The 15,852-nt window shown below is 53.5% G+C and carries 11 protein-coding genes and 1 tRNA gene; 10 read left to right on the forward strand and 2 right to left on the reverse strand.

The window, feature by feature from the left end; all coding sequences use genetic code 11:
• The first annotated feature begins 199 nt into the window (after nucleotides 1–199).
• From J2129_RS08780 to J2129_RS08815, 8 genes are all read left to right on the forward strand, one after another.
• The gene (locus J2129_RS08780; RefSeq protein WP_209630500.1) at nucleotides 200–4,729 is read left to right on the forward strand and encodes a PEGA domain-containing protein; all 4,530 of its coding nucleotides are present in this window, start codon (nucleotides 200–202) and stop codon (nucleotides 4,727–4,729) included.
• Between the two features lie 12 nt (nucleotides 4,730–4,741).
• Complete coding sequence (locus J2129_RS08785) at nucleotides 4,742–5,152, forward strand: hypothetical protein (RefSeq protein WP_209630501.1); 411 nt, start codon at nucleotides 4,742–4,744, stop codon at nucleotides 5,150–5,152.
• A 160-nt stretch (nucleotides 5,153–5,312) separates the two neighbouring features.
• Nucleotides 5,313–6,077: a hypothetical protein gene (locus J2129_RS08790; RefSeq protein WP_209630502.1), complete on the forward strand. Its 765-nt coding sequence runs from the start codon at nucleotides 5,313–5,315 to the stop codon at nucleotides 6,075–6,077.
• Nucleotides 6,078–6,082: 5 nt separating this feature from the next.
• Nucleotides 6,083–6,550 carry a hypothetical protein gene (locus J2129_RS08795; protein WP_209630503.1) on the forward strand — a complete coding sequence of 156 codons (468 nt, stop codon included), beginning with the start codon at nucleotides 6,083–6,085 and terminating at the stop codon, nucleotides 6,548–6,550.
• 220 nt (nucleotides 6,551–6,770) lie between these two features.
• Nucleotides 6,771–7,604: a hypothetical protein gene (locus tag J2129_RS08800; protein WP_209630504.1), complete on the forward strand. Its 834-nt coding sequence runs from the start codon at nucleotides 6,771–6,773 to the stop codon at nucleotides 7,602–7,604.
• Between the two features lie 9 nt (nucleotides 7,605–7,613).
• Nucleotides 7,614–8,651 carry an SMI1/KNR4 family protein gene (locus tag J2129_RS08805; protein ID WP_209630505.1) on the forward strand — a complete coding sequence of 346 codons (1,038 nt, stop codon included), beginning with the start codon at nucleotides 7,614–7,616 and terminating at the stop codon, nucleotides 8,649–8,651.
• Between the two features lie 21 nt (nucleotides 8,652–8,672).
• Complete coding sequence (locus J2129_RS08810; protein ID WP_209630506.1) at nucleotides 8,673–9,122, forward strand: SMI1/KNR4 family protein; 450 nt, start codon at nucleotides 8,673–8,675, stop codon at nucleotides 9,120–9,122.
• A gap of 202 nt (nucleotides 9,123–9,324) precedes the next feature.
• Nucleotides 9,325–9,606: a hypothetical protein gene (locus J2129_RS08815; RefSeq protein ID WP_209630507.1), complete on the forward strand. Its 282-nt coding sequence runs from the start codon at nucleotides 9,325–9,327 to the stop codon at nucleotides 9,604–9,606.
• 252 nt (nucleotides 9,607–9,858) lie between these two features.
• Here the strand turns inward: J2129_RS08815 and J2129_RS08820 are convergent.
• Both J2129_RS08820 and serA read right to left on the reverse strand, forming a co-directional pair.
• A tRNA-Val gene (locus J2129_RS08820) sits at nucleotides 9,859–9,931 on the reverse strand.
• A gap of 125 nt (nucleotides 9,932–10,056) precedes the next feature.
• Entirely contained in the window at nucleotides 10,057–11,679 is a 1,623-nt protein-coding gene (serA, locus tag J2129_RS08825; protein WP_209630508.1) for a phosphoglycerate dehydrogenase, read from the reverse strand.
• Between the two features lie 126 nt (nucleotides 11,680–11,805).
• Between serA and J2129_RS08830 the strand changes: the two genes are divergently transcribed.
• The gene (locus J2129_RS08830) at nucleotides 11,806–13,176 is read left to right on the forward strand and encodes a P-loop domain-containing protein (RefSeq protein ID WP_245320701.1); all 1,371 of its coding nucleotides are present in this window, start codon (nucleotides 11,806–11,808) and stop codon (nucleotides 13,174–13,176) included.
• Between the two features lie 266 nt (nucleotides 13,177–13,442).
• Entirely contained in the window at nucleotides 13,443–15,725 is a 2,283-nt protein-coding gene (locus J2129_RS08835; RefSeq protein WP_209630509.1) for an ABC transporter substrate-binding protein, read from the forward strand.
• Nucleotides 15,726–15,852: the final 127 nt, after the last annotated feature.

The following is a 15,852-nucleotide window of genomic DNA, read 5'->3' on the forward strand; positions in this document are numbered from 1 at the left end:
CTTTGGGAGTAATACAGCAATCAAATTAATAAATAATTCGCAAAAAATCAAATGAATACATTTATAGGAACTTAAATCCTTTTGAATTGTTAAATGGAAAATATAAACATTTGAAATTTCATTTGATGACGTTTTAGAGAACATTAAATCTACAACGAACAAAAGCGGAGAAATTACTTTGATTCGGAAACAAGCGTTCTTGAGTATCTTTTTCGTGATTGCCATCTTGCTTGCAACGGTGCAGCCGTGCCTTGCGGCAGTATTGACATCCCCGAAGAGTTCTGAGAACAATGCATTTACCCTTCACCTTGATGCCGGATGGAACCTTGTCTCGGTTCCTCTTATGGTTGAGAATCCCTCTGTTGAGGGCATCTTTGGTGAGATCGAAACGCTGAACGAACACCCCGTCCTGTTCTGGAACGGCAAAGAGTTCATATCGGTCGACATGATCAAACCGTTGACCGGCTATTTTGTCTACACTGAACAGCCGCGCTCGATCATGATCCAGGGTTCGAAGATCGTAGGCATAACAAAAGATCTGAAACCCGGTTGGAACATGATCGGGGGATACGGGCCTACCGTTACCTTTGATCTCTCCGAGATCCCGAATCAGGTCATGGAGTGTCCATCGCTCTCATTTGACGGCGAAAAATATGTTGAAACCCAACTGCTCTCGCCAGGCAAAGGAGGGTGGATATTTGTCGAGAAAGAAACCATTATTGATGACAAAATCATAAATAAACCAATAATCGAGATCCTTTCGCCAAAGGAAGACATTTATGCAAATGAAAAAATTATTCTTGGTGGCCATCTTGAGAATTCAAATGCTGAAGTAGTTCAGATCCGCCATAATGGCAACGATCTCACCGTTCCAGTATCCAGTTCCAATTTCAGTGCTGAAATTGACCTCGCAGACGTCAACTCCATCACGATCCATGTTACTGAAAATGGTATCGTTTATTCAAAAGAGATCTTGCTTGACGGAGACCATCTCTGGGATGAAGATGAGAGAAAACTCGGCTTTGATCCCCTGAATCCTGATTCTGATTGTAGCAGAACCGAAGAGAATGAAGCAGGAAACGGGATACTTGATGGCTATGAGATCCTTGACGGCAACCTGCCGGTCTTTGCAAAAGTGAAAGTCGGCGCGGATCCGTTTAATGCAGATACCAATGGGGACGGCCTTACCGATGAGTTTGAACTGACAAAACTGGGCGTCATTCCCGGCGGATCTTCACAGCCTGCGCCGGCATTAATGATGCTGGACGCAGGAGCAGGTTTGTATGAAGTCAGCAGCGGTACAACCGACGATCCTGATGGCGACGGCCTCACGAACCTTGAGGAACAGACCTACGGGACCGACCCGCTCAAAGCCGATACCGACGACGACGGGCTCAACGACGCAGAAGAGATCGAGCACGGGACCGACCCACTCAAAGCCGATACCGACGACGACGGGCTCAACGACGCCGCCGAAATAATACTCGGCACTGATCCTCTCAACGCCGATTCGAACAACAACGGGATCCCTGACGGCTACGAAGAGTACCTGAGCCAGGATTCATTCATCAACGGCACGCTCGAACTGGCCGTTCACGGTCAGGGGTATGCGATCGGGAATGTCAGCGTTGCTGAGGTAAACCTCACTCGCCTGATCAGTGACGACGTTCTTGCAAGCAAGGTTTACAACATTGAATTTGGCCAGAATATCAGTTCCGGCGAATTGAAGATCACTTATGACCCCACGCATGTGGATATCCCCGACAACCTCTCGATCTATCAGTTCGACACTGGACTCGGCACCTTTGTGCCGGTTCAGTCGGTCGTCGATGTCTCGAACGAGATCGTCTCCTGCAGTGCAACAAATTCCTCGAAATATGCCGTTTTCAATTCACTGAAATGGGATGCCCTGTTTGATGATCCTGCGCCCGAAACAAATACCGTCCAGACTGCCTCTCTGGCTGGGCCTGCCACCTCTCTCTCTGAAGAGGAATATCTGGATAAAGATAAGTACATCCCGGCTTTCGATGATCAGTATCCACTCATAGCGCCCCCTGAAGTTGAACTCGTCGAAGGTGTGGATTATGGCGTTATTCCGTATAATGAATCCATCGATTGCCCGAATGATGAAGAAAATGAGACCCGGGTCGATTTAGGGGTTGAAGATCCCGAATGTCTCGATTTCATTGGTTCCGATGATCCGATGACAACGTCCTCTGACGAGGTGCGGTATCAGGCCGTTTCAAACGGTGACTTCTTCAAAGGCATGGCTGATTGGGCACCGTCCAACCGTGTCTATGAGTCCAGGGCAGGGTATGGACACGAGATCGACACCGAAGACTTTGATTGTGCTTCACCACCTCATTGCCTGAGCATATTCTTATGGAACAACGGCCGTACAAAAGATCATCATAACTATCAGGTGGCACACGCCAATGTCGATCTGACTGGTGTCGATACCCTTACATTCAAGTATAAATGTCCATTCTTCGAGAAGGGCAAAGGCCTCACGGCTTCCAGGCTTGAGTTCAAGATCGATGGCCGTACAGAGTTCCGCTTCCACAAATACTCCTATCCCTTTGAAACAGATTGGCAGTCCCAAGCGGTCGATGTCAGCGGGTACACCGGGATGCACACCATTGCATTCAACGGCTACCTGACCTATGGCTTCGGCACATCGAACAGCAACGAACTCTCCAGAGTTCAGTTCCTCATCGACGATGTCAGTGCATGGTCGATACAGAAGCCTGCGGCACCTGATACCGCAAATGTACGGTTCTTTGTCCGCGACTCGCAGACCAACGAGGGCGTCCCCCATGTCTCGGTCTACTGCAACAATGAAGTCAAGCGTACCGACACAAGCGGGTATACTAATGACTTCTTCCTGAAATCCACCAGTTTCTATCAGTACCGGGTCGAGGCGTATGGGTACAAGATCCATGAAGGCCTCATAAAGGTCACCCTTGGTGATGCCAAGACCGCCTATTCGATCATCAACAAGGAAACCGCGCCGACAGGTGATATCAGGGTGACATCTAACCCAGATCATGCCATAGTCTATGTTGATGGTCTCTTATGTGGAGGAACAAATGGCTGGGTCTATGATCTCCTGGCAGGCAGCCATACCGTCGAGGTCAGAAAAGAAGGGTATCATCCCGCTTCCAAGACTGTCCAGGTCTACGACGGGCAGACAACCAAAGTCGCCTTCGAACTGACTGCCGAGACGGGGACGCTCGAGGTGACCTCGTCGCCGCCGGGCGCCAGGGTTTACATCGACGGTTACTACAAAGGCACGACCTCCGAGACCACGGGCCTCCTCACCATATCCGACGCACCCGCCGGCACCCGGCAGGTCAAGGTCGTCAAGAACGACTATGCACCCTACATCGCCACCGTAACGATCGAGGTCGACCAGACGACCGCCCTCACCGCCACCCTGAACAACGACGACCTGGAAGAGGACGGCCTGCTCGACTACGATGAGACAAACGGGTTCCTCGACGGCTTCGGCAACCGCCACACCACCGATCCGTTCGAGATCGACACCGACGGAGACGGTCTCTCCGACGGTTACGAGGCCGGCCCCTCGATTACCATCGACGGCAAGACCTATCACAAGCAGCGCAGCGATCCGAATAAGGCCGACACCGATGGGGATGGGTTGGATGACTGGGATGAAGATTATCTAGAGACAGATCCATTTAATAGAGATACAGATTTTGATTTCATTATTGATGGTGTAGATGATGCTCCTTTAACACCGGTCTACATCTCTGTTCCTCTGAATAAGTTAATTGAAAAAAGAAACGCAACTTTGGGTTCAGTTTTTGGAGAAACTGGCATCACAGGCGGATCGATGAATTGGATCGTAGGAGATGATGTCGCATCTTCTCCTGCTTATTTTATCGGCTGGATGGCATCTGGCTATTTTGCAGTAGGTGATCTCCGTGATACTCTTGAGGCGTTGTACCAAGGCGACACCGTAGGAGCGGGTTTAAACGCGCTCGGTATCGTTCCCCTTGCAGGAGATGGCGAACGATCGGCAAATGCCCTGAGAAAGGTTGTCACCAAATATCCTGGCAAAGCTGCGGATCTGGGACGATATCTCCTAAAACAGGATGTTGTTCAGAGGATTCCGAGCGAGTCTCTCCAGTTGTTTGTACTGGATCGCTGCTTTGACGGCGGCGCAACGGCGCTGCGAGGCCTCAATGTCCCGATGGTGCGGATACTCGAAGTCGGTAAGATCGATGGAATTCATCTGGCGCGGCATGCCGATGCACTGGAGATTGTTCGGGGATCTTCGCGAATGGTTGATAAAGAAGGGACTGTTGCAGAGATCATTGCTGAGAGGACTATATTGAATACTCTCTATCCAAATTCTGTGTATGCATTCTACTCTGACGTAAAATTGAGAAATGCAAACAATATGGTACTCGGAGAGATCGATACTGTTATTGTAAGAGAGAACAACGTCGTAGCGATCGTGCAAACAAAAACGGGTCGAAAGGCAGCAGATCATGCAAGGGATCAACTTAGCCGGGATCTGGATGTTATCGATGACCGATACCGGTTTATTTCCACAGATAAACCTGACCTTACACCTGCACAGTTCAGAGTTGTTGAATTAGATACCGTTACTGTGGGTCCGAAAGACGGCAACGGATTCGATCACGTCGTTGAGTACACAAATCGCGAACTGCATGAACTTTACAGAACAATCACAGGATGAGATATCATGGGAATGGACTTTGAAATCCAGAAGCCGGACGGTACTCGCGAGTACGTTACCATGATGAGTTATGGTTCATTTGGTGACATTAGTCGTGTAGGGAAGATTGCGGGACTCGACCTAGATGAATATGATCGGATCACTGAATATTCTGGGTTAGAGGAAGAATGGGTGATTCAACTGGAGGATGTTCGGAAAATCCTTCTTTTTTATCGAGAGATGCTGAACCTGGTTGAGGAACTGGATCGTAAGGGCATTAGCTTGCTGACCGAAACGGAAGAGCAACGAAGGAAGCGAGAATTGGCAAGGATGCGCACAACTCCCAGAGATCGCTGGAATGGAGTAATTTCGAGCCTTCATCAACTGATTGATCTCTGTGAAAAGGCGATCAAATCCGGAGGTTCGATCGTCATGATTATTTGAACACTTTATTTTTCTTCATCAAGTAAGGTGATCGGGAGATAATTCCTCCACCAAACGCTGGTCGGCCGACTCAGACGACGACGGCCGCTCCGACTACGAAGAGCATTTCGATCCCGACTACGATCCCCTCGTCTACGAGGAGCGCTACGGCCCGATGGAGATGGGCCGCGAGTTCCTCCTCGGTGCGGTCTTCGGGGAGTGGGGCGCTGACGAGCACGACAACATCTACTACCTGGGCGGCTGGATCGCAAGTGGCGTTGTTGTCCTCGGTGACGTGCGGGACATCGCGGCGACGATCTCGCGGGGCGACCTCGTCGGCACCGGCCTCAACCTCGCTGCGGTGATCCCTGGCTACGGAGACGCGGCGAAGGTCTCGGCCATCGTCGGGAAGTTCGTGGTGGTGCATCCGGAGCTGTTGAAGCCCGCGATGGTGTTGATGGTCGGCGTCGCGCCGCATGTGGATGAAGCTGCGGAGACAATCAACGCTCTCCGAAAGGCCCATGGCGACGACGTGATCGATCGGTTGCTGAGGGACGGGATCACCGAGAATGAACTGAAGGTGGTCGTGAACAGCAACGGAAACCTGCTGAGAACACTGGCGGTCGTCAAGAGGGGAGATGGGACGGTCGTCTGGCTGGAGGAAGGAAATAATAAGTGGGGTTGGACTCATATCAAAAAGAAACATATCACCGGCGAAATTCGAGATGGTACCTTGTTCCCGAGTTCGATGACTGAAACAGACGTGAAAAATCTCATATTTGAAACTCTTCGAAACCCGTGCGTGTCTGAAATCAGTATGAAGAACAGCAACCTCCTACACTACCATGATATGGTTCCGCCAAACGGCAAGTACATCAGGGTCGTAACGAACCCCGAGGGGATGATCATATCGGCATATATGGTGAATAAATTGCCATCGGTGTGATTGCCATGGAGACAGAGAAAATTAATTTTTGGATTAAAGACGGATATTTTCACCTTTCATATGGTGGAATATCCCTTACTCAAGCGAAAGACGGATACGATCAGATCATGGATTTCTGTGACTATTTGATAGTGATGATCCACGAGGAGTGCATTCCAAAACTCCTTCGAGGAGAGACCTGCAAAATCGATCTCCTTGACGATCCTCACACCCTGATTTTTGTTTCCAAAGGGGACATGGTCACCATAATCTTTGAGACTGAGGTTACAGAGTGGTTTGAGCCCAGAAAAGAATTTACGGCCCCTCTGGAAGAATGGTTTCGAGCGGTGCAGGAGGTCACTTTAGACTTTATCCAACAAATGCAGGCAGATAAAGAAGAAACGTATGTTATGATTCCGGTATCAACACTCATCGAAGACTATCAGACTACCAAAAAACTACTCCAGAATGCAGGATATCTTATAGAAAGTTAGATCCAGAGAATAACAATTTTCATCCTTTTTTCGCACGTTATTACGGTGTTCAGCTGAAAACTAAAATGCCGACGGCGACGGTCTTCTCGACGGGGTCGATCCCAATCCTACGGACCCTGAAGCAAAACCCGCAGATCCCTCCCTCGTCGAGATGGGACGTGCGATCCTCCTTGGTGCGGTCTTCGGGGAGACCGGGCTTCCGGACGGATCTTTCCACTGTATGGTTGGCGACGAGATCGCCTCCTCCCCGTACTACATGGTCGGCTGGATCGGGTTCTCCTGTATCCCGGTAGCCGGCGGGATCGCCGATATCCGCGACGCCGTCCAGGCGATCATCAACGGCGATGCGGTCGGTGCGGCGATGAACGCCGCCGGGGCGCTCCCTGGGCCGGGTGACGGGGTGAAGGTCACCGGGGCGGTTGCGTGTTTCACCGGCAAGTATCCATGGAAGGCGAAGGAACTCGGCGTCCTCCTCTCGAAGGAGATTATGCCCCATCTCCCGGATTCGATTAAAATCGATGTCTGGAATGTGCTCTATGATGGGGCTGCAAGTCGGCTTATAAAGAAATATGATCTCAATGCCGATGATGTATCGAAACTGACCACGCGCGGCGTTGATCTCTCTGAAGTTACTGTTGCCGTAAAGGTGGGAGATGATGTGGTACCGGTTTTAGGTACTAATCTTGAACATGCGATCGGTCGCCATGTTGACGGTACAGAAAATGTTGGACGACCCGGGACTACCATTTTCCCGACATCGGAGCCAGTGACATCATATGGTATCCCCTATCCGGGCAGTTCCTCCAAAACACCAGAACAAATTAAAGAAAAACTCATCCCGTGGATTGAAGATGCTTTGAAAGCTGATCTTACTGAGTGGCCAAAACAGAGGACGACTGTGAAAAGACATTTCAGTCAATCTGAAATAGATGAATATGGAATATCGGAAGTTAAAGCAATAGTCTACGGAGATGTGGGTGTAGAAACAGTGTTCGCATCCAAGGGACCACAGGTCTTCAGATGGTATAAAGACTGTTGGAATCCAGCAGTGTAGGTGAGATTGATGTTTAAGATCGTCTGGGATAAAGAAGAGGTAAAACAAGAAATAAGATCAAGAGAGGGAGGAAGAGAAAATTCTCTTGGTTTTTGGACGCCAGTTCAAGTTTTTGTAAACGGCTTAGATATAACCGGGCTTGAAGAAGTTCCAAAAGGGCATATTTCTCTTTTTGATGATATCTTCCTTAGTTTTTTTTATGTATTTTATTCTTTAGACCCAGATCACCTGCAAGAAAAAAAATTTCATATGATTTCCAACGTGAAAAACAATATTGATGGAGGAAGTTTTGATCTCTATGTATTCCTGAATAAAGAATCTGACATCGTATCTTTAAAATATCGTAATTTCGTACACCCTGAGTATCATATTGTGGAGATCCCTTTAAAGCAATTCGCAGAAGGAATACTTCAATCAGCAAGTGAAATGCTTGAGGAGGTATTACGCATCGCCCCTGAACTTGAGGACGATGAAAATTACGTCGTGTTAAAAGAAGACATGGACCTCATCCGAAACTGGTATCAAGAGCGGTATGAGAAGACTACAAACACTCTGAATACATCAATAGAGAGAAAACCACTCAGGGTAAAAGAAGGGCGTATCAGATGGATCGGTGTTGAGGGTGCTGACGACGAGGAGATGATCGAATGTGTGCAGAAGATCCTCGACATTACGTTTCCTGACGATTATCTGAGTTATGTAAAAAAATATCCCCATGGTTTCCCCTATCCGTACAATATGATTGTAGACAAAGAGATCAGAGGGGGAAACAGTCAGTTTGTAAATTTTTTAAGTTTTAACCCGAAAGATTCTGTATCGTATATTTTAAATTCATATTATGCAATTAATCGGTCGTCAACAGGTTTTAATCGGATTGTTCCCTTTGCGCAGGCGCTTTATTATGATTTACTCTGTTTTGACTACAGAGAGAACTTTCCCCCACAAATTGTGTACCGGGAATATCATAAAAAAGGGGAAGAAAAGCCGCCTATAACTCTCTGCGAATCGTTCACAGAACTACTTGGCCTTATGAAAAGGTGTGAGTGATCAGTCAGGAAAAGATGGACAATGCTTGCTATGAAAAAAATACACTGGGAAAATACCGAAAAGAAACGGGACGACTTTGACGAGTTGATACCCTGTATCGAGAAAGCATTTCTCCTGACCTTTCCAGAAGATTTTAAAACATGTGCAATTGAAAATGGGGGAGGGAGTCCATCCCCGTGCCGTTTTAACGTGGAAAACAAGAAAGAAAAGAAATTTACAAAATTGCTGAGTCTCAACCCAAGGTCAAAGGACTTCTTCTGGAGACATTACGTAGCTGCAGGATGGCACCCACTAGGCTATAGGGGGGATCCCTATCCAATTGCCCAGGATGCGGAAGGCAACTACATATGTCTGGACTATGAGGGATGTTACCCTCCAAAAATCGTGTATGTAACTGCCAAATGGGCGACAACGGGATGGAAAACAATTATTTCAGATTCTTTTTCAGCGTTTTTAAAGATGCTCTACTGAAATCAAAGGGGGAAAAACTTCAACCCCCCCTCTTGCTCTTAACACCGACGGCGACGGTCTCTCCGATTCGATTGAGTGGAACACCGTCGGCACCGATCTCTGGTCGGCCGACTCAGACGACGACGGCCACTCCGACTACGAAGAGCATTTCGATCCCGACTACGACCCCCTCGTCTACGAAGAGCGCTACGGCCCGATGGAGATGGGCCGCGAGTTTTTCCTCGGTGCGGTCTTCGGGGAGTGGGGCGCTGACGAGCACGACAATATCTTCTACCTGGGCGACTGGATCGCAAGTGGCGTCCTCGGCGACGTGCGGGACATCGCGGCGACGATCTCGCGGGGCGACCTCGTCGGCACCGGCCTGAACCTAGCCGCGCTGATCCCCGGCTACGGTGACATTTCCCCCGCGAAACTTTGCCACCTGAACCCCCAAAAAGAGGTAAGCGCGGGGCGGCATCCTCTCTTGGCAGAGATTTTGGTATGATCTCCTCTGGTATTCCCTTTCTTCAGGCCGATCGAGTTGCGATCACCGATAAATCCCTGTGAGGAAAGGAGAGATCATGACCACAGACCATACACAGAACCGCATCTCGATGCAGATCACGCTCTCCCAGGAGGCGTATGAATTCGTACAGGAATCTGTCTCAGACGCGTCGCGATTAATCGAGTTCTTAATTCTCAGTGCGAAAAACGGACACTCCGCTCTTCAATACATAATTTCACAAAAAGAAGACAATGGGCCCGCTGAGATTCGAACTCAGGACCTCCGCCATGTCAAGGCGACGTCATACCGGCTAGACCACGAGCCCTTTGATGCCTGAACAATCAGACTCTCTATAGATTGCACCTCGTCTCATATAAACTTTGTTGGGAGACGGGCATTTGAAAGGAGAGAGTCGGGGGGACGGGATGCCCCCGCGCCATTCCCCCTCACTCAGAGCGTTGCAAACTTCGCCGAGAAGATCCCGACCTTCGCCCTGATCTCTTCCATGACCGGCGCAGGGACATCGGCATCGACGTTCAGGACCATGATCGCCTCTTCGCCCGGCTTGACCCTGCCGACCTGCATGCCGGCGATGTTGATCCCGGCCTCGCCAAGGATGGTGGAGGCCCGGCCGATCACGCCCGGCTTGTCGAGGTGGCGTGAGATGATCACCGAGCCCTCAGGGACCATGTCCATGGTATAGCCGCCGATGGAGACGATCCTGATCCGGTCCTTCGAGAAGACCGTGCCGCTGACCGTCTCTTCCATCGTGTCGGTCGTGACCTTGAGGGTGATGAGGTTCTTGAAGCCCGCGTCCGCCTTGGTGACCGTCTCGGCCACCTGGATCCCGCGCTCCTTGGCGACATACTCGGCATTGACAAAGTTCACCGGCTCGCGGAGGATCGGGTCGAGCAGACCCTTGAGGATGCTCCTGGTGATGAACCGGTTGGTACGGTTCTCAGAGAGTTCCCCGCCATAGGTGATCTCGATCTTCTCGACCCTGCCGTCGACGAGCTGCCCGACGAGTTTGCCCATCTTCTCGCCCAGGAAGGCGAAGGGCGGGACCTGTTCCTGCCGGTCGGGCGGGACCATCGGGACATTCACCGCGTACTTTGCCGGTTCGCCGTCAAAGACCGCGAGGCACTGCTTTGCCACCGAGGTCGCGACATTCTTCTGCGCCTCGACCGTGCTCGCCCCCAGGTGCGGGGTGACGATGACATTGTCGAGGGCGAGGAGCGGCGACTCGAAGGGCGGTTCGTTCTCGAAGACGTCCAGGGCGGCGCCGGCGATCTTGCCAGAGACCAGGCCGTCGTACATCGCCTGCTCGTCGATGATCCCGCCGCGGGCGCAGTTGATCAGCCTGACCCCGTCCTTCATGGTGGCGATCCGCTCGGCATTGATCAGGTGCGTGGTCTCAGGCGTCAGCGGCGTGTGCACGGTGATGAAGTCGGCGACCTTGACCAGGTCGTCGATCCCCATCAACTCGACCCCGATCTGGGCGGCGTGCTCCTTGGTGACGAACGGGTCGAACCCGACGGTCTTCATCTCCATTGCCTGTGCACGCTTTGCGATCTCGCGGCCGATCCGGCCGAGCCCAACGATCCCGAGCGTCTTCTCGTTCAGTTCAACCCCCATGAACTTTGAACGCTTCCACTCCTTCTTCTTCAAGGACGCCGTCGCCTGCGGGATGTTGCGTGAAAGAGAGAACATCATGGCGATGGTGTGCTCGGTCGCCGCAAGGGTGTTGCCTGACGGCGCGTTGGCCACCGGGATCCCCCGGCGGGTCGCGGCATCGAGATCGATATTGTCGACACCTGCCCCTGCCCTGCCGATGAACTTCAGCTTCTCTCCGGCATCGATCACTTCAGCGGTGACCTGGGTGCCGCTCCGGACAAGGATGGCGTCGTAGTCTTTGATCGCCTCGACCAGTTGCTCTTCGGTGAGATCAGTGCGGACATCGACGTCGCACGTCTCCCGCAATATCTCTATACCTTCTTCAGCCAGCGCATCGCTGACAAGGACCTTGAATTGCAATGTAAACCCCAGAATATATACTCCCCTACAGGTATTCATGCTTTTTTATCGTCCAGAACCACATGCCGTACTCCGGTGCCATCCCTGATCCCTGTGGGCCCCGACGGCGCCTTCTGCCACATGCCAGAGAGGGAAACTCTTTGATCTCTCTGGGCCCAGATCATCATGATGAGCAGGGACGGGTGGATGGCGGCGACCGGCAAGGTGGTGAGCGTAGCGGGGGGTGCAGTCGACCTGCCGCGGGTGCGGGAAGGGACCAACACCTTTGTCATCCGCTCGCCAGACGGCGGGGCCCTCCAGTTCTCGATGCCCCTCCTCATCCCCGCCCCACTCCCCGCAGAGATCGATCGGCACGGGGCGGACGGTGCGACCTGGGCCATCATCGAAGCGGTGAAGCGCAGGGTGCCTGACGAACCCCACCTCCGCCCTCTCGGGGGACTGGACACCCCGCGGCCGCGGCGGTACGCCGCGTGGACCGAACCGGTCACCATTCTTCATTCAGAATCGGCGATGGGCTCTGGGCTCTGGAAGGCAGACCATGAAAATGTCCTGGCAGAGGACGGGTTCCACTGCACGGTGAAGGGAGCGGTCCCGTACCCTGGAGGTCCTGAACCGCGGACCGTCAGGCACCTCGGCGAGGAGGTGGCCGCCCTGGCCGACGGGGTCCTGGCAACGGCCAGGCAGGTGCCAGGAAGCACACTCAAAGACGCCGCCCTCTGGTCCCTTGACCAGAAAGCCCTCAGGGCCCGCCTGCCCGCAATGGGGCTCGTCGCCTTTCTCGGCGACGGCACCATGCCGGCGCGGACTTACACGCCCTTCAGGCAGCACTACCGGATCGCCGGACCAAAAGACGGGGTGCATATCCCCTTCCAGTGCCCTGAAACCCTGGAGCCGGTGGAGGTCGAACTCCCGGCAAGTGGGCGGGTCGTCACCGGCCTTGGGATACGACGCAGAGAGGCGCTGGTCATCTCAGGCTCGAATGCCCAGGGGAAGACCACGCTCATCCAGGCGATCAGGGCCGGCGAGGACGATCATGCCCCTGGCGACGGGCGGGAACTTGCCGTCACCGTGAGGGGAGCAAGGACCGCGGAGGCAGGAGGACTCGACCTCCATGGCGCCGATGTAAGCCTCTTCTTCCACCGCCTCCCCCCCGGCATGACCGGGACCACGAAGGCCGCCTTCGGGCAGGGGAGCGGGTCGATGACGATGGCCATGCAGTTCGCGGCGGCGATACGGGAGGAGGCCCCGCTCATCGTGGTGGACGAGGACAGGGCGGCGGCCAACCTCCTGGTCGCAAGTTGTCTTCAGGAGGAGGACGTCACCCCGCTTGCCAGGATCCTCGCGGGGGACCGGGAGGTGCTCGGCGATGCCACGCTCGTCATCGCCTCCTCCTCCCTCGACCCCCTCATCGCCCAGGCCGACCGGATCCTCGTGCTGCGGGGGCATCAGGCCGGGGCCGTCAGCAAGAGTGCGTTCAGGAGGGCGTACCTGGAGCATTTAGAGGGGTTGATGCGGCAGGTGGAAGGAGAGGGATAGCGGCGCGGGGCTGGCATAGATGACATCTCACCGCAAAATCTAAATATATGGTTTCCATTGCGCATATCTCCTGATTCCATTTCCCCAGATACATTCTACTCAAGTTAATCGGAGATCAGGCCCCATTAGACGAAGAAAGTTAACTAAGTTAATTTACTTTACACTGTGAATCAGATAAAAACCTATATCGCCACACTAAAAAAACCTATTTTTAAACCTAAAATCAGGTTTCACTCAATTAAATTTATTTAATCAGGAGAATAACAATGGACCGAACACTAACAATCATTATCCTCATCGCTGCCGTCGTTGCTGCGGTAGTTGCAGGTGCAGCCATATTTGCACCTCCAGATCAGCAGCCAGACCAACCGCAGACTCCCAGTCAGGGGAGCGGAGATCCTCACCAGGGCAATACAACCTCCCCTGAGTCGCACCCGACTCTCACCATCGTACCGACTGTCTCTCCGACAAACGAGACGCCGGTCACGACCCCTGTGCCGGTAAACACCACTACACCAGAAGTGACGGCCAATGTCACCGAAACCACCCCCGCACCGTCATCAGACTGGGGTGATTCCGGGAGTGACAGTTATACGCCACGGTACAGGACAGTCACCGACATGACCGGCGAAAAGGTCAGGATCCCCTATACCACCCATCGCGTCGTGACCCTCTACACTCCTGCGGCTGCGATGGTCATGGCAATCGATGGGGATGCCAGGCGCCTCGCAGGCGTCGATCGCTTTGCCTCCATCGACGAAGGCTTCCAGACCATCGACCCCTCCATCTCAGAGATCCCGGTCGTCAGCGGGACCGGCATCGAGGTGAACAAGGAAGCGATCCTCGCGGTCCACCCTGACGTGATCATCGCCGGTTCCTGGTCCAAGGAAGGACTCGAGGAGATCGGTGTCCCGGTCGTCTCCCTCACCACGAACGGTTTCGAAGATGTCCCAGGCGCCCTCACCGTCATCGGGGATGTCCTGAACAAGAAAGAACGCGCCGACGAGCTTGCCTCGTACCTCGACGACCACCGCTCGGCCCTTGTCGAGATGACCGCCGAGATCCCGGAGGACGACCAGGACAACGCCTACATCACCTGGAGGTCGCCGCTCCACACCTTCGCCGGCGGCGATTTCCACTCCCAGTGGGCCCATGACGCGGGCTGCCGCTTCGCCTCAGAAGAACTCACCGGCCATCGCCAGGAAGTGAACTTCGAGCAGATCGCCACCTGGAACCCGGACGTGATCATCCTCAGCAACAGCGGCGACCCCGAGGCCCTCCTCACCGACCCCACCTGGCAGGAGATCGAGGCCGTAAAGCACGGCAAGATCTACCGCATCCCGCGCTTTGTCGGCGACTGGGGCAGCCCGGTTCCCGAGTCGATCCTTGGTATGGAATGGCTTGCGAACGGCACCTACCCTGAGATCGTCGACCTCGATATGGTCGCCGAGACCCAGCACTTCTACAGCCTCTTCTACGACTACGACCTCTCTGAGGAGGAGGCCCGTGAGATCATGGGTCCGAATCCTGCACCGCATGTCAGAACCGTCACCGTGACCGACGGTGCAGGGAGAGAAGTCAAACTCGAACTGCCGGTGGAGCGTATCGTAACCAATTACCCGCCAGCAGTCAGGATGGTGACCACGCTCGGGGCCGCGGACCGGTTCGTGGGCGTCGACTCAGTCACCCAGTCACAGACCGACCAGTTTGTCTGTCTTCTTCACCCTGAGATCGCCGACCTCACCTGTGTCGGCAACCCGAGAAACCTGAACGTCGAGGCGGTCCTCGAATTGCAGCCCGACCTCGTGCTGGTCGCGGGATGGAACCGGGATAAACTTGAAGACCTCGAAGACAAGGGCCTGACCGTCTTTGGTGTCGTCGCTGAGAACCATGATCAGATGAAGAGCACGATGGACCAGCTCGGCAAGGCCCTTGAGTCTGAGGACGCAGCCGCTGATTTCACCGAGATCTATCAGAACACCCTTGACACCGCGACCTCCAGAGTCGAAGGTCTCCCAGAGAACCAGAAGCCCAAGGTCTTCCTTGGCGGATGTACAGGGATCTCCTCCACCGCAGGCGGCGAGATGTTCCAGAGCAGCCTCATCGAGGCCGCAGGCGGCAAAAATGTTGCATCAGAACTTGCAGGCTCCCACTGGGCCGATGTCAATACTGAGCAACTCCTCGCATGGAACCCTGACATCATCTTCCTCGTCCCATACCAGAGCACGTCCACGCCCGAGAATGTGATGGGCGACCCAGACCTCCAGACCATCACCGCAGTCAAGAACGGCCAGGTCTACTGGTTCCCCTCCAGAATCTGCGAATGGGACTCCCCCTCCCCACAGACCGCCCTCGGCCTGGAGTGGACCGCAAAAACCCTCCACCCCGACCTCTTCGGTGACATCGACGTGACCGCAGATGCAGACGCCTTCTACGAAGAGTTCTATGGCACGTCTTTCACTGAACTTGGCGGGACGCTGCCGGCAACCAATTTCCCCGGCAATGCAGAAGCCGCATCCGCTCAGACGCCGATGCAGGCCACGGTCTGACTTCTCTGAACACGGGGGAGTGATCCCCCGCCCCCTTTTCACGCAGACTGCCGGCCCGAGTGGTCTGCAGGAGAAAAAAGAATGAAATGTCATTATTGTGAACGGAGATGCGATCTCTCGGACGAGC

The organism is Methanofollis sp. W23, assembly GCF_017875325.1.
In the GTDB taxonomy this organism is placed as follows: Archaea; Halobacteriota; Methanomicrobia; order Methanomicrobiales; family Methanofollaceae; genus Methanofollis.